Origin of the sequence: Bartonella sp. AA74HLJMH (assembly GCF_042197045.1) — a bacterium.
GTDB lineage: Bacteria > Pseudomonadota > Alphaproteobacteria > Rhizobiales > Rhizobiaceae > Bartonella.
The window spans coordinates 46,687-71,725 of the sequence record NZ_JBHIRJ010000006.1 but is presented as its reverse complement, the minus strand read 5'-3'; the positions used below and the strand labels follow the sequence as shown (position 1 = coordinate 71,725).

Sequence of the window (25,039 nt, the reverse complement as noted above, 5' to 3'; positions counted from 1 at the left end):
AATCAACGTACCCTCTTCTTGTCACCACCTAAAGCATTTGAGATCCAAGAAGATTTATGCTCACGTGGTGATATTTTATTCTTCTGCAAGAGATTATAAGAAAATTTATACCACTCACTTTTGGGATAATTACGTCCTAAAATAGCTGCTGCCGTCTGTGCTTCCGCCGTTAAGCCGAGAGCAAGATTAACCTCAGTCAAGCGGAAAAGCGCTTCTTCAATTTGATTTGTATCAGAATACTCTTCAACCACGGTACGAAACCGTCTACTTGCCGCAAGATAGCGCCGCCCCTCTTCATAATAACGGCCAATCTGCATTTCTTTACCAGCCAGTTGTTCGCGACCAAAACGGATTTTATCCTTAGCATCCTTGACATACTCAGAATTAGGATAACGCTCTATAAGAAGCTGCATAGCAGCAATAGCACGTTTCGTGTCACGTTGATCACGCGTAACATCAGGAATCCGACGGAAAGAAGAAAGACCAATAATATAGTATGCATAAGCCGAGTCAGTCGACCCTGGATAAAGAGTAATATAGCGTTGAGCCATACTAATTGAATCATCATACTTTCCGAGTCGATAATTAGTAAAAGCACCCATGACCAAAGATTTACGTCCCCAGTCTGTATAAGCGTACTGTTTTTCAATCTTCAAAAACTTCTTCGATGCATCCCCAAGCCGCCCACTTTCAAGGCTAGCAAGCGCCTGATTATATAAAACATCTGGTGGCTCTATTTTCAAAACATAAGCAGATGGATCAAGGGTATTTTTCTCTTTAAAGAGGCATCCCGCTAACATACAGGTGCTTCCCAAAAGCACCACCCCCAATATCTTGCGTACAATGTTAGATTTTCTATATGTCATATTTCCAATGCACACATGAGATTTTTTCATAGTTTTTCCGGCCTCCACAGAATATCACCTTGTAGCAAAAACAATTTATTAAAGTTTTTATACCATATCACTTTAAAATCCACATAACCAATTTAGCAGTTTAGGTCAATCATCCCCTTAAAAATCAAATAAACGATAAAAAAATCTTGTCAATTTTCTTACTTTTTCTCTAAAAAGCTTTTTTCGTAATATGATTCGTCTGCCAAAACAGCCTTCACCAATTGCGCATTAATTCTATGCCCACTACAATAAGAACGAAATAATCCAATAAAAGGTGCCCCAAGCAAAGCAGTATCACCAATCGCATCAAGCATCTTGTGCCGAACACATTCATTCTCCCAATAAGGACCATCGGGATTTAAAATTTTATCATTAAGGTCGATAACAAGAGAATTTTCCAAAGAAGCGCCTCTCGCCTTTCCAGAAAGCCTTAATTCTTCCACGTCTTTGATAAAACCAAAAGTGCGCGCACGTGACAAATTATCCCTAAACCCTCGTGTGGTAAGATCAAAACTGAAATGTTGCTTACCAATAACAGAAGAAGGAAAAGAGATCGTTATATCAAAACGACGTCCATCAAATGGCAAAAGCTCTGCAACACCATGAGCTCCTTCAACCCGCACCGGCTTTTTTATAATGAAATAAGAACGCAACGCATTTTGCTGTACAATACCAACATCTTCAAAAGCTTGGCAATATAGCCACGCTGAACCATCCAAAATAGGAATCTCATTATGTGACACTTCAATAACAAGATTATCCAAATTATAAGCAGCAATTGCCGCCATCAAATGTTCAATTGTTTCAACCCTTACATCTCCATCTCCAAGTACTGTTGATAATTCAGTTTCTCCTGTTTGCGATGCATGGGCTTGAAATATTTTCTCTGTTCCGTCTAATCCACAACGCTTAAAAACAATACCACACCCAACATCCGCTGGACAAACCTTTACCACTGACAAACAGCCACTATGAACGCCAATCCCCTTAAATGTTACTGCTTTTTTAAGAGTAGACTGATATTTTGGTACTAAATTCATCATATCATTTTATTAAATTGCTTGTACATCTTTTAACAAAATTTATAAAACTATAAAAAATATTCATAGTAAATAATACAAAAAAACCGCTTATTGTAAGCGGTTTTTTTAAAACAAAGTATTTTATCCAAAAAACAGTAATATATTTTACTGTATAATTTTTGTCTGATCATTAAAGAAATAATAAAATTTCTTACTTTACCTCATTTTTCATCAATTAATTTGCCTGACGACGTAAAAATGCTGGTATTTCCAACTGATCTTCTTCACTTATAAAAGTACACTGATCTTGTGGTACCTGAGGATGCAGCTCACCAGAACGACGTGGAACATAAACAGAAGCATCTTGAGAAAGCGCCTGAGAGTTTTTATTGTAAACATGAGACTCTTTCTGCTGAGACGATCTAACAGCAGGCTCCAGCCTCGCTTCTGGCTCAGCTTCTTCACGATGTGTCAAGCTCTGTTTCAAACGCTGCCAAAGATTACGAGGACCCTGATCCGTCACAAATGTTCTTTGGCTTTGTCCATGCGCAACAGGAGGAAAATCCTTTAACTCAGGCATACGCATTGGAGCGCGCGCTTGCATTTGTTGCATTTGTTTTGGTTGCACTGGCTTTTCTTTTTGCTTCACAAGCCCTGTCATCTCATCAAGAACATGCGCTGTTGCCTCCATACTCACAGGAGCCGTCATCGCCTGCTGAGAACCACGGCTTACTTGCATACGAGGCACATTTGATCTCTGTTCCTGAACAGCATTTGAACCATACGCAACAGCATTCGTTGCACTTCGTGTTGTCATTGCTTCTGCAGGATGTGCAAAAATTTGACTTTTGGGACGGAACTGTTCTCCGGTTGATTTACCCTTCTCTATTTCAAGTGATTCTATCACTTCTACCATTGACTCAGAACGCAGAGGCGATGATTGAACATGAAAAGAACTGTGTGACGTTCCAGGATCGCTCTTGCGTATTGAAGAAGCAGGCCTTTGAATCTGAGGATGAGAGGACTGAACCACATCACTAACTTCACGATCAATACCGGTGGCAACCACAGAAACACGAATAACACCTTCCAATGACTCATCATCAATAGCGCCAAAGATCACATTCGCATCAGCATCTACTTCTTCACGAATACGATTAGCAGCTTCATCAACCTCAAAGAGAGTCATATCACGACCACCCGTAATAGAAATCAATAAACCACGCGCCCCACGCATAGAGGTATCATCCAACAATGGATTTGCAATAGCAGCTTCAGCCGCAGCCAAAGCACGCCCATCACCAGATGCCTCACCCGTTCCCATCATAGCTCGACCCATTTCGTGCATAACAGAACGAACATCAGCAAAATCAAGGTTAATCAAACCCTCTTTAATCATCAAATCCGTAATGGAAGCAACACCAGAATAAAGCACTTGGTCAGCCATAGCAAAAGCATCAGCAAACGTTGTCTTATCATTTGCAATACGGAAAAGATTTTGATTGGGAATAACAATCAATGTATCGACAGACTTTTGTAATTCTTCAATACCAGCCTCTGCCGTTTTCATACGACGTGCGCCTTCAAACTGAAACGGCTTTGTCACAACACCAACAGTCAAAATACCTTTTTCACGCGCTGCGCGAGCAACAACGGGAGCAGCCCCTGTTCCAGTTCCTCCCCCCATACCAGCAGTAATGAAAACCATATGAGAGTCTGCAAGATGATCAATAATTTCATCAATACATTCCTCCGCCGCCGCTTGTCCAACTTCAGGCAAAGCCCCAGCACCCAAACCTTCTGTCACAGCTGCCCCAAGTTGGATAACACGTTCAGCCTTTGACATAGCCAAAGCCTGTGCATCCGTATTTGCAACAACAAAGTCAACTCCCTGAAGACCAGCATTTATCATATTATTCACGGCATTCCCGCCACCACCTCCAACACCAAAAACGGTAATGCGTGGCTTCAATTCCGCGATATCTGGCCGATGCAGATTAATCGTCATTTTCTTTTCCTTCTCATAAGACACCGCAAGCCAAAGCGATGAAATTTATCCAACTAGACTTAACTAAAAACTCTCACGCAACCACTGACCAACACGCTGAAAATATCCACGCGTGCCCATCGATAAATGATCTCCTGCCGCCTGCATTGTTTTTTCTTCAAAACCCACCAATTGCGGATAAATTAACAACCCAACAGCAGATGTAAACGCCGCCCCTTTTGCAAGAGAAGGAAGCCTCGAAATACCTAAAGGCCGCCCGATACGAACATTTCTTCCTAATATAGTACGTGCCATTTCTGGCAATCCTGTTAACTGGCTTGCTCCCCCAGTCAAAATAACACGTTTACCAATGATGTGACCAAAACCAGAACGATTTAAACAATCACGGACCATTTCTAAAATTTCTTCAACACGCGCACGAATGATACGCCCAAGAACCGCGCGAGGATATTGAGTTTCACGCTGTTCACTCCCAATTTCTGCTACATTAATCATTTGCCGCTCATCAGCACTTGTTAAAAGTGCTGAACCATAAACAACTTTTAAACGTTCCGCCTCTGTTAAAGACATAGAAAATCCGCGCGCAACATCAAGAGTGACATGATGCCCCCCAACAGCAAGAGCATCTGCATGAATAAATTTCCCCTCAAAAAACACTGAAAATGTTGTTGTTCCACCACCAAAATCAATACATGCAGCCCCTAAACGCGCCTCATCATTCATCAAGACAGCAAGACCACTTGCAAAGGGAGTAGCAACCATTGCTTCAACACTCAAATGTGCACGATTAATACAAGTTTCCAAATTACGCAAAGAGGCTGTTTCTGCTGTTACCACATGCACGTCGACACCAAATGTTTCCCCTGCCATGCCAATAGGATCAAAAATTCCTTTATCTCCATCCAATACATAAGAAACTGGAACTGAGTGCATAACATGACGTTCAGCATCAAAGGCTTTACGCGAAACATCTGAAAAGGCCATACGCATATCACGCTTGGTGACTTCACGACCATTCAAATGAACCTTTCCATTAATCAAAGCACTTTGTAATCGACTTGAGGAAAAATTCACAATCACTGAATCCACCACCAAACCCGCCATTTTTTCTGCCGCATCAACAGCCAATCTTATTGATTGTTCTGCTGCAAACATATCCATGACAACACCGGATTTAATACCACGTGAACGCTGCACTCCAAAGCCTAGAATTTCCGTAGAATGTGTACGACCATGTAAATAGTGTGCATGCTTCAAAGGACGCAAACAAGCAATAAGACAAACAATCTTACTTGAACCGACATCAAGTACCGTTAAAAAACGTGTTTTACGCCCCTTCAAATGATGTGATCTGAGTAGCATCATAGGCTTCCTGCCTTTCGCGCTTTTAAAATACGTTCTTCTTCTGCTACAGTAGTATGATAACGCTCCAACGTTTCATCTGATAAAGAAACAGTAATTCGATCAGCAAGACGTAAATCAACACTGAGAATATCGCGAGATAAAAGATCTTGCATTGTACCGGACGAAAAAAGAGAAGAAAGCCTTTCAAGAGCACCATTTTCAGGCAACATAACGCGCATTCCATTATTCAAAACAAGATCCCAACGTCGATCACCTACCCGCACAAAAGCACGAATACGATCATATACTTCCGGATAGACTGACAGCGCTTGAATAAACACTTTAGCAGCATTTTGTGCACCCTGCCCAACCACAAGAGGTAAATCCCGAACAATTTCTCCTTTAAAAGGCACAATGACACGACCTGTATTATCAACAATATCCATTATGCCATCATGTTGCCAAATGGCATAGGGTTCACGCTCCACGATGGAAATGCGCATTCTATTGGGATAAATTTTCTGAACATTAGCCGATTGCACCCAAGCCTGTTTTTCCAACAGAGAACGCGCTCTTTCAACATCAAAAGTGAATATAGAAGGCGCAACATCAAGTTTTAAAATTTTAAAAATATCCTGCTTTGCCAAGCGCTTATTACCGCTTATATCGACATGAGTGACCACAAAACTACTATCCAATATGATCGTATTTACGATCACAGCCATCTGACCACTTGATGAAAGTCCATAAAAAGCCGTAACAAAGAAAAACCACACAACAGCAAAAGAGCCAAAATGGCGTGGAATATGAATATTGACAAAAACAAACTCAAACATAAACCGAAGAAAACGACGATAAAGACGTGGCAAAGCCGGCACTGAAAGCACCTCCATCGGAACATTTGTTTTATTAACATTCAACGCATACATGATGCGTCCTCCACCATCCATTGAACAATATCGCCGTAAGTACGGCCGCTCGCTTTTGCAATATCAGGAAGAAGAGACGTCGAGGTCATACCTGGTTGCGTATTAATTTCAAGCCAAACCAATTCTCCCGTTTTTTCATCAAAACGAAAATCAGAACGGCTAACACCTCGACACCCTATCGCCTGATGGGCTGCTAAAGACATTCTTTGCACACTTTGGTAAATATTTAGTGAAAGTTGTGCAGGACAAATGTGAAGAGAACCACCCGTTTTATATTTTGAGTCATAATCGTAGAATGGAAAGTGTTTATCGGGAAGAATTTCACACACATCCAGCACTTCATTCCCCAAAACAGCACAAGTCAATTCACGACCAGGAATATATTTTTCAATCATCACCTCATCGGCATACCCCCACTCAGCTCCCCCAATATTATGTGGCGGTGCAGCTTCATTTCCTTGAACAATGACAACACCAAAACTTGATCCTTCACACACAGGTTTAATTACATAAGGAGGCTCCATGGGATGCGTTCGGCCCAAAGCAAAGCGGCTCATGATACGAGAAGGAGCAACACAAACCCCAACATTTGCAACGATAATTTTTGCACGTCCCTTATCCATTGCCAAAGCAGATGCCATCACGCCAGAATGAGTATAAGGAATTTTTAAATATTCAAGAATCCCCTGAATCCGGCCATCTTCACCAAATGGACCATGCAATGCATTGAAGGCAATATCGGGCTGCAACTGTTCAAGAACAGAAGCAATATGAGCATCAACATCCACGCGGCTCACGCGATACCCCTGCACCTCTAAAACATCAGCACACGCCGCCCCTGAAGATAAACTTATAGACCGTTCAGAAGAAAAACCTCCCATTAACACAGCTATATGTTTATCTTTCATAATAAATCACCCTCTTTCGCATACTATATGTAGTCTATATAGAATACATCAGCACTACATACAGGAAAAACAAAGTTTATCCTTGCGAATCAATAACCTAGCATTTTGCATAATGAATCAGACTCAAAAGCCTGATGCAAGAGATTCTTTGTTAATTTATTGATTCTTAATAGAAATTTTTTATTATCTCTTTGAAATGACTCAATTTTTTATTTTCACTTTTTAGTGAACAATAAATCAATGAAATGGATCAAAAGGAGAAACACTTCGACCACGCTCAAATTGACCAATACGCTCTATTTCCCATTGTAAAAGGTGGGCTGAATTTGCAAAAACACGCGCACGCACTGTTTCTCCCAATGCTTCAAGATCATATCCTGTTGCTTGCCCTGTATTAATCATAAAATTACAGTGCATTTCACTCATTTGAGCGCCACCAATCCGTAAACCACGACACCCTGCTTCATCAATCACGCGCCACGCAGATCCATTCTCAGGATTTTTGAAAGTTGATCCCCCTGTCTTTTCACGAATAGGTTGCACAGTTTCTCTGTGGAGGGCAACTTCATCCATAGCAGCACGAATATCATCTTTATTGCCGATTTTTCCTTCTAATAAAGCAGCCGTAAAAATAAAATCTTTAGGAATATCACAATGGCGATAGGAATAATGCATATCTTTCACACTCAAGATATGACGTTGCCCTTTACGATCCAGCGCATAGACCTCGACAACACGCGCTGCGGTTTCAACACCATTCGCACCCGCGTTCATTTTGAGAGCTCCTCCAAGACCTCCAGGAATACCATGATAAAAATGAAAACCTGCAATCTCAGCTTCTAAAGCGGCAGCAGCTAAATGTTTATCCGCCGTACCAGCACCAACTAAAAAGCCTTTTGGAGAAACTTGCTTCACTTGCCCAAATTTTTTTGGCGAAAGACGAATCACAACACCAGGAACCCCCCCATCACGCACCAGAAGATTAGAACCAATACCGACAATTGTTACAGGAACAAATTCAGGCAAATTTTGAAGAAAGAGAGCCAAATCTTCTTCATCGACAGGCTGATAAAAAAGCTCTGCCAACCCGCCCGTGCGAAACCACGTTACCTTACGCATCTCAACATTAGGTGTAAGCTTTCCTCTCACGCCACCCAACAGTGGTTGCAATTGCGCCAATAGCGCCTCACCATCAATGTGCTGAAAATTTATCATGACCATCCAATACCGCTAACTGATGAGGCAAAGCACAAGCCCATTGTGTGATATTGCCAGCACCAAGAAAAACAACATAATCCTCTGCCTGAGCAAATTTTGAGACAAGAGACACAACATCTTCCAAACCATGTATCAAGCGCACATCACGATGACCCGCCATTTTAATATGCTCTACCAATTCTTGAGAACCAAATCCTACAATAGGCTCTTCACCAGCCGCATAAACGGGCGTAATCAACACTGTATCTGCATCATTAAAACAAGCAGCAAAATCATCAAATAAATGATACAAACGCGAATACCGATGGGGTTGTGCAATCGCAATAACACGCCCTTTTGCACTCTCACGTGCAGCACGCAAAACAGCCTTTATTTCAACAGGATGATGTCCATAATCATCAAATATTTCAATGCCACGCCAACTTCCTGTTCGCGTAAAACGCCGTTTTACTCCGCCAAATTCTGCTAAGCCCCTTTTTATAGCTTCATTTGAAATGCCAAGTTCATGCGCAATAGCAATCGCCGCCGTTGCATTGGCAACATTATGCTGCCCTGCCATGGGCAAAAGCAAATTTTTCAACTCAATCTTTCTTCCTGTTTTGCGTGAGCGAACAAGAACATCAAAATGCGTTTTTTGACCATCCATCGAAAGATTAAGAAAACGAACATCCGCTTGTGGATTTGCACCATAAGTGATCACCCAACGATCATCAATACGGCCCGCCAATGACTGAACCTCTGGATGATCAAGGCACAAAACAGCAAAACCATAAAAAGGAACATTTTCTACGAATTGCCGAAAAGCCTCACGCACAGCATCAAAACTTCCATAATGATCCAAATGCTCAGCGTCAATATTAGTAATAACAGCAATATCAGCAGGCAGCTTTAAAAATGTACCATCACTTTCATCAGCTTCAACAATCATCCAATCGCCATCTCCTGTACGAGAATTCGTACCATAAGCATTAATAATACCGCCATTAATCACCACTGGATCAAAATGACCAGCATCAAGAAGGGCTGCGACCATTGATGTGGTTGTTGTTTTACCATGTGTACCACCCACTGCAATTGCACGCCGAAATCGCATCAGCTCCGCCAGCATTTCTGCACGTCTGACAAGCGGCAAATGTCTTTCCTTTGCAGCAATATACTCAGGATTTGTTTTTTTAACGGCAGTAGAAAAAACAACAACCTCTGCATTCCCTAAGTTTTCAGCACAATGACCTATATGAACGTTAATTCCTTTTTTCCGCAAACGTTCAACATTTGCACTTTCAACTTGATCTGACCCTTGAACTTTATAGCCAAGATTATAAAAAACCTCCGCAATTCCACTCATACCGATCCCCCCGATTCCGATAAAATGGATAACGCCTATATCAAGTGGCATTTTCATTAAAAAGCTCCTCTTTTATATCTGACAACAATCGCCCTGCAATTAAGGAATCAGCCATATCAGCAAGGCGACGGGTTGCATGAGGTTGTCCAACTTTTTTTGCAGCAAGCGCTTGTTTTTCCAATAAATGGGGCGCACAACAAGCGTGCATTAAAAGAGAAGAAAGCTTTTGTGCATTTAAATCTTTTTCTGATATAATTTGCGCTCCCCCCACACGAGCAAGCAAAGCTGCATTGGCAGCCTGATCATGATCTAAAGCATGGGGATAGGGAACAAGCAGAGCAGGTCTACCAATCACCGCTATCTCACAAACGGACGAAGCCCCAGCACGCGACAAAATAAAATGAGCATGTGCCATACGTTCAGCCATATCATCAAAGAAAGGAGCAACTTCTGCTTGTACCCCCATATCACGATAGATTTTGATCAACCTTCCTGCTTCACCGCGGACTTGCTGTACAATTCGTAAACGTTTACGGTTCTTATCATCAAATAAAGCAATAGCTTCTGGAACAATATGTGAAAAAGCAGAAGCCCCTTGGCTACCTCCAAAAATCAAAAAATTAAATGGCTTTTCTCCCTCTGAAGAATGATAAGGAATTTTGGCCGCCTTCAACACAGCCTCACGGACAGGATTCCCCGTCAAAAGTATTTTATGAGCATAAGCGCCATTTGGTGACAACAAACCACCAGCGATTGCACGCACAAAAATTGCCAACATCCGATTGGCACGCCCCATAACAGCATTTTGTTCATGAATAAATGTCACACGCCTCGTTAAAGCCGCAATAAAAAGAGGAGGAAAGCTCGGATACCCCCCAAATCCTCCAACAAGAACAGGACGTAATTTATAAAACAACGCCAACGATTGCCCCATACCCCTTAGCAAAGACCAAAACGTCTTTATCAGAGCAAAAGGATGGCGTCGTGTAAATGTTGCCGATGAAACGATATGAATATGCTCTTCATCAAAACACCGAACAAAAGGGCGTGCTCTTTCATCTGTTATTAAATGAACATCATATCCACGCTGCCTTAATTCAACAGAAAGGGCTTCAGCAGGAAAAAGATGTCCACCTGTACCACCAGCCACCAAAATAATAACTTTTTTATCATTCATAAGGGGTATCCAAGACAGAAGAGGAAGAAAAAGCTGAAAGGCGCGCTTCTGGCCAACGACGTGTTAAACTAAGCAAAATGCCCATTGAAAACGCAATCGCCACCATCGAAGAACCACCATAAGAAATAAAAGGCAATGTCATACCTTTTGGAGGAATTAAGTGAAGATTAACGGCCATATTAATAGCTGATTGAAAGCCAATCATCATTGCTATGCCAGTAATACCAAGACGTATAAAGGAATCACGTGTATTCATGGCTATATACAATGAACGCATAACGATAAAGCCAAACAGCATCATAATTAATAAACAAAGAATAATACCATATTCTTCAGCAGCAACGGAAAATACAAAATCTGTATGGCTATCAGGAATGATACGTTTTACTGTGCCCTCCCCAGGACCTTGCCCAAACCAACCACCATTCAAAATAGCCTCACGTCCCACATCCACTTGAAAAGTATCTCCTTCACCTGTCAAAAAACCATTGATCCGCTCGCGCACATGATGCAGAAAAAAATAAGCTAAAATAATTCCTACAACGCCTAAAATGAGAAAGAGAAAAATAATAGTAAGAGGGACACCAGCAATAAAAAACAGCCCCCCCCATGTTGCACTTATTAAAACTGTTTGTCCAATATCAGGCTGCAAAACCAGAAGCACACAACAAATGGCATAAAGTAGAATCGCTAACGTATAACCCAGAATGCCCCTCTTGCGTATCTGTTCCGAAAAAAGCCAAGCGGACATAACCACAAAAGCTGGCTTCATAAACTCTGAAGCCTGTACAGAAAAACCAAATAGTAGAATCCACCTCCTTGCTCCCTTTAATTCTGGACCCCAAAATAAGGTTGCAACCATAAGAGCAAGCGTTACAATGAGCAAAAGAGCACATAAACGACGAATATTAGAAAGCGAAAAAAAGGAAATGGTAACCATCGTAAAAAATGCTGAAATGCTAAAAATGATATGCCACCGAACAAAATAAAAACTATCAGCAATTCCGATTTTTTTTGCAATAATAGGGCTGGCAGCAAAAGACAGCATAATGCCAATTCCCATTAAAATTAAACAAGCTGCAAAGATAGAGCGATCAATCGTCCACCACCAATTAGCAATTGGATCTCTATCTGCACGCGTCACCATGATATCCACCTTATCCATTTTATAAATTATCTCAAAGTGAGATGGTTCCCCAACCTGTTTAACAAACACTTTAAAAACTAAATTACACAAAAAAAGATTCTGGAGTCTTAACGCAAAAATATTTTTTTATAACTGATGCTTTTTTATTGTAACTGCATCACAAAAGAGACAAATGCTTCGCCTCGCATTTCATAATTTTTAAATTGGTCATAACTTGCACAAGCAGGTGACAAAAGAACCGTCACCTCTTTTGCCTGAAAACCCATTGCGTCAACAGCTGCTTCACACACCGCATTTTTCAAAGTTAAGCTCATAGAAAAGGGAAAAGCAGATCCAATAGTGCGAGCAAATTCTTCCGCCGCGCTCCCAATCAAATAGGCTTTACGAATTTTAGGAAAAAATTCTCTAAGAGACTCTATTCCTCCCTTTTTTGCCTGTCCCCCAACAATCCAAAAAATATCATTAAAGGTGGAAAGCGCAGGAGCTGTTGCATCTGCATTAGTAGCCTTGCTGTCATTGATAAACAAAACCGCCCCCATTTTACGCACCTGCTGCATACGATGATCCAACCCTTTATAACTTGCCAAATGCTTGTTCACAGAAAGATCAGTTATTTTTAAAGCCTGCAATGTTGCTAATGCCATAAGGGCATTTTGCGCATTATGACTCCCACGTAACACCGCCATAGGAGCAAGATCTGCAAGCATATGGCGCTGTCCTTGACGAACAGAAAAGAGCTTGGTCCCATCTGCATAAAAACCATTTTCAACAAAATGATCCTTGGAAACTGCCTCAATTTGCTTCCCCTCATGAAGTAACTGTTGATATAAAACCCGACAAGCTGCATCATCAACTGAAATGAAAGCCTGAGAAGCCTGAGCAATCAGATGCCTTTTGGTTTGCACATAACAGGCAAAACTCCCATGTCGATCAATATGATCAGGTGTTAAATTCAATAAAAGTCCAATGGTCGGCTGAAGAGAGGGAGTAAGATCAATTTGAAATGATGAACATTCAATCACATAGATACGTTTTTTAACAAATGGCTTAAGCGTCAATATTGCTTTTCCGATATTTCCCCCCATCTGCACATCATAGCCCATTTTTTCCAACAAATGCGCAAGTAAAGCCGTTGTGGTTGACTTGCCATTCGTCCCCGTAATCGCAATGAAAGGAACATCTTGGTCACACAAACCATAATGTTGTAAAAAATGCTGGCGCGCACGAACAAATAATTCAATATCACCGATAATTTCTATATTTTTTTTTCGTGCTTTTTCAACAATCCAATGGGGCTGAGGATAACTTAAAGGAACTCCAGGAGCTACAATCAATGCAACAAATTCTGACCAATCTTCATAACGGAGATCTCGTGTTGGAATATTGTGCCGAAAAGCCATTTGCACGCTTGAAGAACTATCATCCCACGCCACCACTTCTGCGCCACCGCACATCAATGCTTGTGCCGTTGCTAGTCCAGACTGTCCCAATCCAAACAGAGCAACTTTTTGACCTTTATAACACGTAACAGAAATCACATTCTCACCGCAATTTAAGTGTTGAAAGACCTATGAGAGCGAGAACAATCGAAATAATCCAAAAGCGTATCACGACTTGGCTTTCAGTCCAGCCTTTTTTCTCAAAATGATGATGTATCGGTGCCATAAGAAACACGCGTTTTCTTGTTAATTTGAAATAACCAACCTGAATAACGACCGAAAAAGCTTCCACAACAAAAAGCCCACCAATAAGAACCAAAACAATTTCGTGTTTCGTAGCAACCGCAACAGTCCCTAAGAGTCCTCCAAGAGCCAATGAACCAGTATCTCCCATAAAAATAGCTGCAGGTGGTGCATTAAACCATAAAAAACCAAGCCCTGCCCCAACAACAGCTCCCAATAAAACAGCCAATTCACCTGTTCCCGATACATAATGGATTTGGAGATAATCAGCAAAATTCATATTACCAGAAAGATAAGCAATCAGAGCAAAAGATAAAGCTGCAACCATCACAGGAACAATAGCAAGCCCATCGAGTCCATCCGTTAAATTAACCGCATTACCCGTCGCAACAATGACGAAAGCAGAAAAAGGAATAAAAAACCAGCCCAAATTGATAAGATAATCTTTTAAAAAAGGCAAAGCTAATCCAGATGAGCCAATTTTCAAGATGGCAAAAGCCGCAATTGCCGCAACAAAAAACTCCAAGCTTAATCGTGCTTTCCCAGAAAATCCTTTGTCTGTTTGTTTTGTGACCTTAAGATAATCGTCATAAAATCCAATTCCCCCAAAAGAAAGCATAACCAATAGCGATACCCAAAAGTAAATATTCGATAAATTACCCCATAAAAATGCCGATACCACAATGCCGATTAAAATCATCAATCCACCCATTGTAGGTGTTCCAGCCTTTTTAAAATGTGTTTGAGGACCATCAGCACGAATCGGTTGCCCCTTACCCTGCCGCAATTTAAGAGAAGCAATGATGCTAGGTCCAAACAAAAAGACGATAAGCCCCGAAGTAAGCATAGCCGCTATCGTGCGAAAAGTAATATAACGAAATACATTCACACCTGGAAGCCAATCACTAAACGAAGAAAAAAATAGCATCATGGAATAAAAAAACCTCTTAAAACTATGAAGAAACCGCTTTATAGCGATCAAGCAATGCAGTCACAATATTTGATGAACAAAGGCTATTGGATGATTTAACCATAAGCAGATCCCCAGAAGAAATTTCTGCTAAAAGAAGCGATAAAATTTTCTCAATATTTTCAGCATAATGAACCTTAACACCAGCAGACAAATCACTGACTAAAGATTTCATCGCCTCACCAAATAGAAAAACCGGATTAGCACCAGAAAGACGTATTGGTTTTATTAAATCACGATGAAGCTTTTCACTATACTCCCCTAACTCTAGCATATCTCCTAAAATAGCAATTCGCCGCCCCCCTTTCCCTACAGGCCCTGTAGCAAGAAGCTCAAGTGCAGCACGCATAGAAGCAGGATTTGCATTATAGCTTTCATCAATGAGATAAAATTCACCCCCATTTGATAAAGACAGTCGATAACGAACACCTCGCCCCTTTTGAGAAGAAAAATGGCGAAAAGAAAGAAAAACAGGCTCTAGCTCAACCCCCATAGCATCACAAGCAGCAATAACCCCTAAACTATTTTGCACAATATGGCGCCCAGGAGCATCAATTTGGACCTCCCTATCCCGCCCCCCCATACGCACAATCATAGAAGAACTATCGGTTAGAAGACGTATATCATGCGCTTGATAATCAGCATCTTTAGTCTCACCAAAGCTTAAGATCTTTTTTACACCGCATTTCTTTGCTTTTTGAACGAGATAAGAAAAAAAATCACTATCCGCATTTAAAATGGCAATGCCTTCCTCATCCAATCCTTCAAAAATTTCAGCTTTTGCCTTTGCTATTTCTTCAAGATCCTTGAAAAAACCCATATGTCCTGCACAAATATGCGTAATGAGAGCAACATGCGGACAAACCAGTTTGACCAGAGGGCGAATTTCATCTCTGTGATTCATGCCAATTTCAAAGATACCATAATCACTCTCCACAGGCATCCGCGCTAAAGTGAGTGGAACCCCCCAGCAATTGTTTAAAGAAGCGAGATTCGCATGAACATTCCCAGCCGTTGCAAGTGCTTGTTTCAAAGCTTCTTTTGTCGTTGTTTTTCCCACCGATCCTGTTATCGCGATAATCTTAGCTCTTGAACGTTTGCGTGCAGCTTGTGCAAGTTGTTCTAAGGCTTTCAAAACATCAGGAACGACAATGAGTGGAGCCGATATCTTTTTCATATCCCTCAAACGGTGTTCCGCAACGATAAGAACGCCTGCACCTCGTTCATAAGCTTGCGCAGCAAAATCATGACCATCAAGATAATGCCCTTTAATGCAGAAAAAAACATCCCCTTCCGCAAGAGTACGGCTATCAATGGAAACCCCAGAAAAAGTTTCTGGCAGGCTTCCCATTACAACACCATTAACTGCAGCAACAAGTGCTTGCTTATCCCATAAAGCTGTCATTTCTTTCGGTCCTCTAAAGCTTCTATCGCTTTCAGACGATCTGAAAAAGGATAAGTTGTCTGCCCTATAATTTGGCCATCCTCATGACCTTTTCCAGCAATGATTAATGTATCACCAACTTTCAAAAGCTCCACCGCGTAAGAAATAGCCTCTCCACGATCTGCTATCTCTATTGCTGTTGGCACCGCCTGTAAAATATCCTTGCGTATTTTTTCTGGCATTTCTGTGCGAGGATTATCATCCGTTACAATAACAATGTCCGCTTTATCCGCCGCAATTTTTCCCATCAAAGGTCTTTTCCCTTGATCACGATCTCCTCCACAACCAAAAACAACGATCAAGCGCCCTTGCGTAAAGGGACGAACAGAAAGCAAAACCTGCTCCAAAGCTTCTGGTTTATGGGCATAATCAATGTAAACAAGCGCATTATTTTCTGTCTTTCCCACAAACTCTAACCGCCCAGGTGCCCCCTGCAAAGTTTCAAGCGCAGAAAAAACCTTACGAGGTGAAACGCCCGTTGCAATTGCTAACCCCGCTGCCATAAGCGCATTGGCGACCTGAAAATCTCCAGCTAAAGGCAAATCAAATGTATAAATATTGTTTTCCACACGACACTCAATACACTGTTTTGAGCGTTGATGTTCGACACGATTAATCGTGATAAATTGCCCCTTACGACCAATTGTCAAGACACGGCGGCGCGCTTGTGTAACAACATCAATAAACTTTTGTGAATAAACATCATCAGCAAAAATCAAAGCAGGAGCAGATACAGGCAAAAGTGTATCAAACAACCTCATTTTAGCCCGCAAATAATCCTCTACCCCCGTGTGATAATCCATGTGATCTCGCCCTAAATTGGTAAAGGCACCAGCCGTTAAACGGACTCCATCAAGTCGTCCTTGGTCAAGCCCATGCGAAGAAGCTTCAAGAGCTGCATGAGTCACACCTTCATGAGAAATTTCATAAAGAAGACGGTGCAAGACGACCGGATCAGGTGTTGTGAGAGAACCATAAACATTCCGTTTAGGAGAAACAACACCAACCGTTCCTATACTCGCAGCACAAAATCCAGCATAAGTCCAAATTTGCCGAAGAAAAGAGACAACAGATGTTTTACCACTTGTACCAGTCACAGCAACAACCGTTTCAGGCTGAGAACCGTAAAAACGTGCAGCTGCCAACGCTAAACTATGACGAACATTAGAAACACGTAAAATGGGAACAGATAAATCCTCAAGAACAGCATGATAATCTGTAACGATTGCTCGTGCGCCACGCTTTATCGCATCATCTATATAGTGTCTTCCATCACTTTTTTTCCCTTGAACAGCGACAAAAACATAGCCCGGCAAAACTTGCCGAGAATCCACACTGATTCCTGTTATTTCTATTGAAGAAAGACTTTCATCTTCAACACATTCTGTAAAAACTGTTCCCAACAACATGATAACGCACCTTTATATTCATTTTACCGTTGTTTAACGAAACTTGAATTGCTCTTTTTACTTAAAAGAGGCTCATATTCTTTTTTAAAATCGGGTTTTACACCAAGAAAACTAGCTGTGCGACGAACAATATTAGCAAGCATTGGTCCAGCATTCATTCCCGCTGTTGCTGAACGCTGTCCCTCCTCTGGCTTTGGTTCATCGATAATTGTTAAAACAACATAAGCAGGATCTTCAATAGGAAAAGCAGCAAGAAAACTATTGAAATTTTTTGTTTTAGAATATTTTCCATTTTCAACTTTTTCAGCTGTTCCTGTCTTACCACCTACACGATAGCCTTCTACTTTTGCATTACGTCCAGAACCAATATCACTATTTAATTGATAAAGGTAACGCATATTTTGACTTGTTTTAGCCTGCAAAACCCGTTTTGCATGGTGCAGAGTTTGTTCTTTTGTCCGTTTTAAAAATGTCGGAGCAATTAACCAACCACCATTCATTAAAGCAGCAGCCCCGACAGCTGTTTGCAAGGGTGTTGTTGCCATACCATGCCCAAAAGAAATCGTCATAGAATGTATATCCTTCCAATGATGTGGCACAATAGGGTGGGCAACTTCAGGCAACTCTGTTGTGAGACGATCCAGTAATCCAAGTTTTTGTAAAAAACCACGATGTTTATCAATCCCTATCGCCAATGCCTCTTTAGCAGAACCAATATTAGAAGAATAAATAAAAACCTCCCATAACGTTAAGGGTCGATTTTTTCCATGAAAATCATGAATAGTATACCCACTACTTGCTTTTATTGGCTTTGAAGCATCAATAATACTGTTTAAATGAAAAATATTGGAATCAAGTGCCATGGCGGTCGTAAAACTTTTAATAATTGATCCCATTTCAAAAGCTCCTGCCGTCATCCGATTGAGACGATCACTTTTTAAAGCTTCGATAGGATTTCCAGGATCAAAATCTGGTAGTGATGCCAAAGCCAAAACTTCCCCCGTATGTATATTTAAAATAACAGCTCCTGCAGCAATTGCCTTATAACGCTTCATAGCCTGAATAAGTTCATCATGAACAATTGCCTGAACACGCACATCAATCGAAAGCTGAACTTGTTTTAACGATTCTTCCATGGCAAGACCAGCGGCACGCAAAGCACTCAACCCCGCATCATCAATATATTTTTCCATACCTGCAATGCCCTGATTATCAACATTCACCATACCGAGAATATGGGAAGTTACAGGTCCATCAGGATAAAAACGACGAATTTCAGTCCGAAAACCAATTCCTGGTATACCAAGAGCCATAATTTGCGTCTTCTGCATTGGTGTTAACCCCCGCTGTATCCAAGAAAAACTAGATTTTCTTTTTAAGCGCTTATAGGTTTCCTGCCAATTAAGATCAGGCAAAACTGTTGAGAGCAATTCAATTGTTTCATCCACATCAATAATACGTCGTGGCTCAGCAAAAAGTGAATAAGTTTTAATATCTGTTGCCAATAAACGACCATTACGATCAACGATATCAGGCCGTGCCATCAATTGAAGAACTCCAGGCCCTTTTGCTTCTTCAATCTGTCCACCTTCCAACCCATAAGAAATAAGGCAAGCCCCCATGATGCCATATAAAATTAAAAAGCAGAACAACGAAAAAAGCAAACGTGGACGACTAGAATAGGGACGACGAACAGAAACATTATGATTATTCAACGAATTCTTTAAGCGCTTTTTCTTCTGTGAGAATAAAAAAGTCGATTTCATTACTGCGCGCCTTTTTGGACAACACTATTGATCTGAGAAGCCCGATTATTTGTCAAAATATCTTGATTATCTTCCAAGATATTTTGTTTAATCACTTCTTCAATTTGATCATGTACCCGTACCGGAATGTCTTTAAACTCCACGATTTGACGCGGCTGTATAACCTCTAACCCAAGTTCTTTCTGATAACGTTTCGCAAGTTTTTGCATGCGTGAAGGCCTTATCATCACAGCCCACTCAGCATGAAGCAAACTTACCGTATTTTTTGCTGCAGCAATTTCATGCTCAAGATGAAGAACTTCGTTCATTCGCTTTTGAACATCATATTTTACCTTATAAGTAAGTCCTGCCATACAAATCATAATCAACACTAAAATCATATCAAATGTACGAAAAACTGTCATTTTTTGCTGCCTTCAAAACTGGCAATCTCTGCTAAACCAAATAATTTCATATCTGCTGCAAGAGCCTCTGCTTCAGTCCGTACACCAATACGCAACCTCGCAGAACGTGAACGAGGATTTTTCTGTAACTCCTCTTTAGTTGCCGTGATCCCACCTCGAAACAAAGGAAAAAATGTTGCTGGAGCAGCCTTCATTTCAGGCAGATAGCGTGATCTCATACACTCTCCAGAACGAGCCGAAAAAAATCTTTTGACCATACGATCTTCAAGAGAATGAAAACTGACAACCCCCAAACGACCTCCAGCTTTTAAAACGCGTTCAGCAGCAAATAAACCACATGCCAATTCACCAATTTCATCATTAACATAGATACGAAGAGCCTGAAATACACGTGTTGCCGGATGAATACGATCTCCCGGCTTACGTCCTATCAACGTTTCGATAGCATACGCCAAATCACCTGTACGCAAAAAAGGCTGCACAACACGACGCTTTTCAATCATCCGTGCAATTCGCCCCGCATAACGCTCTTCCCCTAATATCTTAAAAATACGTGCCAAATCCCTTGCTTTTAAATGATTGACAACATCGCTGGCTGTAAAACCAGTCTGAGCCATTCGCATATCCAATGGACCATCTTTTTGAAAAGAAAAACCTCTTTCTGCTTCATCAAGCTGCATTGAAGAAACACCAATATCCAAAATAACTGCATCCACCTTCTCTTCAACGACACGATCGAGCTGTGAAAACGCCATATGGACCAAACGAAGGCGTGGAAAAAATTCTTCAACAAGCGATTGTCCTGCACTGATAGCATGAGGATCACGATCAAGAGCAATCACCTGTGCCCCTGCCTTTAACAAAGCGCGCGTATAACCACCAGCACCAAAGGTGCCATCAATCACTTTTGCTCCAACCAATGGCATAAGCCCAGCCAAAACTGGCTGTAACAACACTGGAATATGGCGTTCAGCTCTTTGATCCTGCTTTATCAAAATAATCCGTCTTGAAGTTATGCTGTCTTAAATCAACAGCTCTCTCATAGCAACTGATCTTAGAATAACCTAGCCTTCAACTTTCATATTAATCACAATGAACGAAAAAACTAAAGTTATCCCAAAACAGATCCTAATGCATTATACTTAAAGAAATGTTATAATTTTTTAAAACACTCTTTGCTCAAGTGTCCATTTCAAACACACCGACTCCATGAAAGCCTATATGTAACCGATCTTATAAAATATCGCGTATCATCATGAAATATCAGTCGGCCTATAAGCCGGGTTCTGTAGAGTAAAGCTTACACTTTACATGGCAACCATTCATCTGGGACGGATGTTACCATCCGCCTCGTGCAACCTACCCGAATGACTCGCCCGGAAATCGGCTGCAAAATAAATTTTGCACGTCATTTCTATTTGGTCTTGCTCCCGGTGGGGTTTACCTTGCCACATTCATTACTGAATGCGCGGTGGGCTCTTACTCCACCCTTTCACCCTTACCTATAAAAATAGGCGGTTTACTTTCTGTGGCACTTTCCCTAGGGTCACCCCTGCCGGGTGTTACCCGGCACCGTCTTTCCATGGAGCCCGGACTTTCCTCACCTGCCGTATTTCAGTATCAGACAAGCGCGGCTGCCCAGCCGACTGACATACTGATTTATAAAACATTTTCTGCTCCGTGAAAATAGCATCTTAAAATATTTTATGACAAACCTCTCTCAACAGATGTTTTTATTTTAATGAAGCCAGATAAGTCTTTACTTTTGCGCAATATTTCGCTGAAATGGAATTCATTTTTTTTGCAGCATGACCTGCGTTATATTTAAGGATTGTACCACACGTACTTCCACCACTGAGTTTATAGGCCCTTGCCAAATAACGCATACCATATTCAAGATTGGTCGCAGGATCGTACAAATCCTGTACAGAACCACTAAAGCCCAACCCTCGTGCCGTAGAGGGTTTAATTTGCATCAAACCTATTTCGCCAGCAGCCCCCTTTATACCTGCCTTATAATTACTTTCAACTTTTACAACAGCATGTGCTAAATTAACGGGAACATTATATTTATTCGCAAGTTTCTGAATAAGAAACTCATAAGGACGAGCAGAAATCTTAGAAGCAACAATCACTGAGGTTTCTCCTGATTCCGCAACATTTAAGACACTATGAGTCCAACTTATATCAAATACAAAAAATACAGCACATGCTGTATTTAACAAGATTTTCAAAAATTGCATTTTCTTTCTCTTCACTCAAACATTCTCAAATTCTAGCCGCAAGTAATTTGCAAATGTATTATACAAAAAAGAAAGCAAAAGAACGTCTTTAAAAAGGAAATAGTAAGACAATTTCAAGCTAAAATTATGAAATAAAAGAATATATCTTTATGCACAAGTCTCAGATTTCTCTATATCATAAAATAAAAAAATAAAAAGACTATAATTAATCTTATAGCGTATCAAATAAAATGATATAATCTATAACTTGCGGCTATCTCTGTTGTATCAATCAATTTTTATATTAAAAAAATAGCATCTGAACTAGATGTAATATTTTTTACATAAGATTATTAATTTTTTTATTGAGATCAATCCCTCAAAGAAAGAGAGACAAGAGCATCTTTTTACCGAAGATGCTCGATATCAAAAAAGGTTCACAAAAAATATAAACCGTTATCAACGCTTCTCTCTGATTAATAAACACCCACTGCACTCTTTATGTCCGATAAAACCTCAAAAAATCACAAAACAAATCCCCCCATCATTGCGCATAAAAAATTCATAAATATACTAAAACCATCATACTCTTTACCAATTCAAAATATTGCAACAGACTTTTAGCTCTCAAGATGTCTCAAAGAAGCTTTTTAATTCCTTTTTAAAAGAGTTTTTATCCACACAAGCCTCTACTTGTGGTATACAAGAAACTGATTTTAATTTTTTCACCATGGATAAATTTAAAATGAGAGGATTTTACAATTCTTAAGATTCTCATTCAATATAAAATGATAAATTATCATTATAAAACAATATACTAAAAAAGTTATATCCGTTTTTATCCCTACAACAAAGCTTAACAATTACTTGTGTCTATTTTTTTGAAAAATGTTAGAAAACTCAATACCCCCAAAGCCTTTTTAAATAAAAATAGACCTCTCATCTTCATTCAAATATTTTTTCTTTGTCACAGACTATCATCTTATCAGTCTTGCACCTCATTTTCAGAAATCATACAAGTGGATAAATATCCTAAAATCCGTAGAACAAAAAAGCTTAAATCCTTTAAAAAATTTTATTTTCTCATATCAAATAAAAAAATAACCGGCATATAAAATGCAGTTAACGTGTTTTATTATAATCAATACTGCTTTTGTCATTGTAGCGATTGATAATGCAATTAACTTGGACCAATACCCTTGATAGACTTTCTATCACTCCTGTAATGATTGCAACATTACCCTTATACTCCAATTGCTTACCTTTTGAGAGATAAATTTTGTTAATACCTTACAAATTGATTATCTCCTCGCACTTTTCAAAATTTCACGAAAAGCTCTTTCTCCTTAAAATAAAACCCAAAAGCGCGATTAAAAAAATAGCTAAAAATAAGCATTAGCAACGGAAGGACGAGAAATCGCTTTCGAGAGAGCCATAGCAACAGTTTCACCAGATTTTTGAGCCTGCTCACGACTCTGACCACTTTTAGAAGCAAGCGCAATTACATCACGACGCAGCTTCGCAATAAACAACTCTTGCTGTTGAGGGGTCATTTTAGAAAGATGCTTGATAATATCTGGAAAAGATACGGATAATCTCTCTAATAACTCCTCCTCTGTTACATCAAGCTGCTGAGAAGAAAAAGAAGAGCGACCGGAAAAAAACTGATAAACAGCACTACTTTGAGAAGCAAAAAAGACAGCGCCAGAAATAAAAAATACAAATAAAATAAAAATAATACGATGTGAAAAAGATCCCATTATCTCTTACCTAAAGATCACAGAATACAAACATAGCTTCCTTTTATGATTCTCCTTATAACATGCAACAATGCCTCAATAAAGAAAAATCAAATTATTAAAAATGAATACGCTAACACTATCCGCCCAATAAGACTCGCCCTTCTATGTATTTAGGTACTATAGGCGAAACAATAACAGATCTTACACTCCCCCCTAATAACACCTTACATTTCCTAAAATAATTACAAAAAGCCTGACTGAGGAAATCCTCAGTCAGGCCAGACAATCTAGGGGATCCACGCGGGGGGGGGGGGGAGGAGGTTCCCCGATTGTCCTCTTACATCAACCACTAAGATAGCCGATGCAATATTCTTGCTATGGAATAAAATTCTTTAAACAACAAGAAATTCTTATCATCTTCTACGCAAAAAAACATAAAAGAATTATAAATTATTTAAAAATGTTTAAATTTAGGCAAAAAAAGTTCAAAATGACCCAATTTGAAGCAATTTTATTTCAAGAAGCTTCAATTAGAATCTACGATCATTATAACTTTTAAATAGTTTCTTTCATAACCCTGATGATCATATTAAAAAACAGTAATTTCTAGGTATCCACCCTATAAAAATCAAACTACGTAAAAGTAGAATCACTTTTCCAACAGCAATCACCACAAAAAGAAAAACGTAGATTTTTAAAATCTTACACAAATAACCGTAAAAAATGGAAAATATCTTCTTGCAAGAAAGCTATGAATTATTTAAATTAAAACAATAAATTAGAGAAAATAAAATCTTATCTACCTTTATAAAAAATTTCTGTAAATGATCATTAAAATATTGTTACATCCCTCATATAACAATCAATGAGGAACTTAAACAGCTTAATCTTATGAGAAAATGAGAACTCTGAAGGTATTTTTTTCGAATCACGCCCCATCGTCATTCCAAATAACGATAAACCATTTTACAATAACCAACAGTCTCTAACGCATTTTAACATAATAAACCGAAATCAATGCAGACATTTTCTCTTAATCTCTATCATTTAAATGATCCCGTAAAATAATACACACAGTAGTTTCTATGCTCAAAAATTTTTATAATCTGTTCTTCTAACGTAAACAATTCATTGATTTACAATCATAACTCATCATTTTACAATTTACATGAGAGATCTCAAGAACGTAAGGTTCCCTTATTTTAAATCTTCGTCTATTGAATTAATGAATAGCCATACTATAGCACATCACAAACAAGAAGAAGCATATGGATAAAAAACATAAAACGATGATGCCGGCTTACAACTTTTACTTAAACTAAAGACGATGATGCCCTATCAATTTTACGCTATACCCACGGACTGCGTCATAAGATGAGCGGCAAACATAAAAAGAAAGAAAATAC

At 39.8% G+C, this 25,039-nt stretch carries 19 protein-coding genes and 1 other RNA gene; all 20 read right to left on the bottom strand.

All coding sequences use genetic code 11. From position 1 onward, the window contains the following. Positions 1-2: 2 nt before the first annotated feature. Complete coding sequence (locus ACFINH_RS05380) at positions 3-896, bottom strand: outer membrane protein assembly factor BamD (RefSeq protein WP_375612003.1); 894 nt, start codon at positions 894-896, stop codon at positions 3-5. A gap of 158 nt (positions 897-1,054) precedes the next feature. Continuing rightward, positions 1,055-1,939: a UDP-3-O-acyl-N-acetylglucosamine deacetylase gene (lpxC, locus tag ACFINH_RS05375; protein ID WP_375632335.1), complete on the bottom strand. Its 885-nt coding sequence runs from the start codon at positions 1,937-1,939 to the stop codon at positions 1,055-1,057. A 214-nt stretch (positions 1,940-2,153) separates the two neighbouring features. Continuing rightward, positions 2,154-3,926 carry a cell division protein FtsZ gene (gene ftsZ, locus ACFINH_RS05370; RefSeq protein WP_375632334.1) on the bottom strand — a complete coding sequence of 591 codons (1,773 nt, stop codon included), beginning with the start codon at positions 3,924-3,926 and terminating at the stop codon, positions 2,154-2,156. Between the two features lie 63 nt (positions 3,927-3,989). After that, on the bottom strand, positions 3,990-5,291 hold the full coding sequence (gene ftsA, locus ACFINH_RS05365) for a cell division protein FtsA (RefSeq protein ID WP_375632333.1): 1,302 nt from the start codon (positions 5,289-5,291) through the stop codon (positions 3,990-3,992). Next, the gene (locus ACFINH_RS05360) at positions 5,288-6,199 is read right to left on the bottom strand and encodes a cell division protein FtsQ/DivIB (protein WP_375618227.1); all 912 of its coding nucleotides are present in this window, start codon (positions 6,197-6,199) and stop codon (positions 5,288-5,290) included. Before ACFINH_RS05360 ends, ftsA begins: the two co-directional genes overlap by 4 nt. After that, complete coding sequence (locus ACFINH_RS05355; RefSeq protein WP_375611998.1) at positions 6,187-7,107, bottom strand: D-alanine--D-alanine ligase; 921 nt, start codon at positions 7,105-7,107, stop codon at positions 6,187-6,189. Before ACFINH_RS05355 ends, ACFINH_RS05360 begins: the two co-directional genes overlap by 13 nt. 237 nt (positions 7,108-7,344) lie before the next feature. Beyond that, positions 7,345-8,322, bottom strand: coding sequence for a UDP-N-acetylmuramate dehydrogenase (murB, locus tag ACFINH_RS05350; RefSeq protein WP_375632332.1), 978 nt, complete (start codon positions 8,320-8,322; stop codon positions 7,345-7,347). Continuing rightward, positions 8,300-9,727 carry a UDP-N-acetylmuramate--L-alanine ligase gene (gene murC, locus ACFINH_RS05345; RefSeq protein WP_375632331.1) on the bottom strand — a complete coding sequence of 476 codons (1,428 nt, stop codon included), beginning with the start codon at positions 9,725-9,727 and terminating at the stop codon, positions 8,300-8,302. The genes murB and murC overlap by 23 nt, the downstream gene beginning before the upstream one ends. Further along, the gene (gene murG, locus ACFINH_RS05340; protein ID WP_375632330.1) at positions 9,711-10,847 is read right to left on the bottom strand and encodes an undecaprenyldiphospho-muramoylpentapeptide beta-N-acetylglucosaminyltransferase; all 1,137 of its coding nucleotides are present in this window, start codon (positions 10,845-10,847) and stop codon (positions 9,711-9,713) included. The genes murC and murG overlap by 17 nt, the downstream gene beginning before the upstream one ends. Beyond that, positions 10,840-11,994, bottom strand: coding sequence for an FtsW/RodA/SpoVE family cell cycle protein (locus ACFINH_RS05335; RefSeq protein WP_375621370.1), 1,155 nt, complete (start codon positions 11,992-11,994; stop codon positions 10,840-10,842). The genes murG and ACFINH_RS05335 overlap by 8 nt, the downstream gene beginning before the upstream one ends. A gap of 143 nt (positions 11,995-12,137) precedes the next feature. Further along, positions 12,138-13,532 carry a UDP-N-acetylmuramoyl-L-alanine--D-glutamate ligase gene (gene murD / locus ACFINH_RS05330; RefSeq protein ID WP_375632329.1) on the bottom strand — a complete coding sequence of 465 codons (1,395 nt, stop codon included), beginning with the start codon at positions 13,530-13,532 and terminating at the stop codon, positions 12,138-12,140. Positions 13,533-13,536: 4 nt separating this feature from the next. After that, a complete protein-coding gene (gene mraY / locus ACFINH_RS05325; RefSeq protein WP_375611992.1) occupies positions 13,537-14,607 on the bottom strand; it encodes a phospho-N-acetylmuramoyl-pentapeptide-transferase in 1,071 nt (356 codons plus the stop codon). A gap of 22 nt (positions 14,608-14,629) precedes the next feature. Beyond that, positions 14,630-16,051, bottom strand: coding sequence for a UDP-N-acetylmuramoyl-tripeptide--D-alanyl-D-alanine ligase (gene murF / locus ACFINH_RS05320; RefSeq protein WP_375632328.1), 1,422 nt, complete (start codon positions 16,049-16,051; stop codon positions 14,630-14,632). After that, the gene (locus ACFINH_RS05315; protein WP_375632327.1) at positions 16,048-17,499 is read right to left on the bottom strand and encodes a UDP-N-acetylmuramoyl-L-alanyl-D-glutamate--2,6-diaminopimelate ligase; all 1,452 of its coding nucleotides are present in this window, start codon (positions 17,497-17,499) and stop codon (positions 16,048-16,050) included. Before ACFINH_RS05315 ends, murF begins: the two co-directional genes overlap by 4 nt. Positions 17,500-17,522: 23 nt before the next feature. Continuing rightward, positions 17,523-19,265 carry a peptidoglycan D,D-transpeptidase FtsI family protein gene (locus ACFINH_RS05310; RefSeq protein WP_375613364.1) on the bottom strand — a complete coding sequence of 581 codons (1,743 nt, stop codon included), beginning with the start codon at positions 19,263-19,265 and terminating at the stop codon, positions 17,523-17,525. Continuing rightward, positions 19,265-19,669, bottom strand: coding sequence for a hypothetical protein (locus tag ACFINH_RS05305; protein WP_375611988.1), 405 nt, complete (start codon positions 19,667-19,669; stop codon positions 19,265-19,267). Before ACFINH_RS05305 ends, ACFINH_RS05310 begins: the two co-directional genes overlap by 1 nt. Further along, the gene (gene rsmH, locus ACFINH_RS05300) at positions 19,666-20,664 is read right to left on the bottom strand and encodes a 16S rRNA (cytosine(1402)-N(4))-methyltransferase RsmH (protein WP_375632326.1); all 999 of its coding nucleotides are present in this window, start codon (positions 20,662-20,664) and stop codon (positions 19,666-19,668) included. The genes ACFINH_RS05305 and rsmH overlap by 4 nt, the downstream gene beginning before the upstream one ends. A gap of 264 nt (positions 20,665-20,928) precedes the next feature. Next, positions 20,929-21,319, bottom strand: an RNA gene (gene rnpB / locus ACFINH_RS05295) — RNase P RNA component class A. A gap of 83 nt (positions 21,320-21,402) precedes the next feature. After that, positions 21,403-21,912: a lytic transglycosylase domain-containing protein gene (locus tag ACFINH_RS05290; protein WP_375613362.1), complete on the bottom strand. Its 510-nt coding sequence runs from the start codon at positions 21,910-21,912 to the stop codon at positions 21,403-21,405. A gap of 1,361 nt (positions 21,913-23,273) precedes the next feature. Then, positions 23,274-23,651, bottom strand: coding sequence for a hypothetical protein (locus ACFINH_RS05285; protein WP_375632325.1), 378 nt, complete (start codon positions 23,649-23,651; stop codon positions 23,274-23,276). Between the last annotated feature and the right edge of the window lie 1,388 nt (positions 23,652-25,039).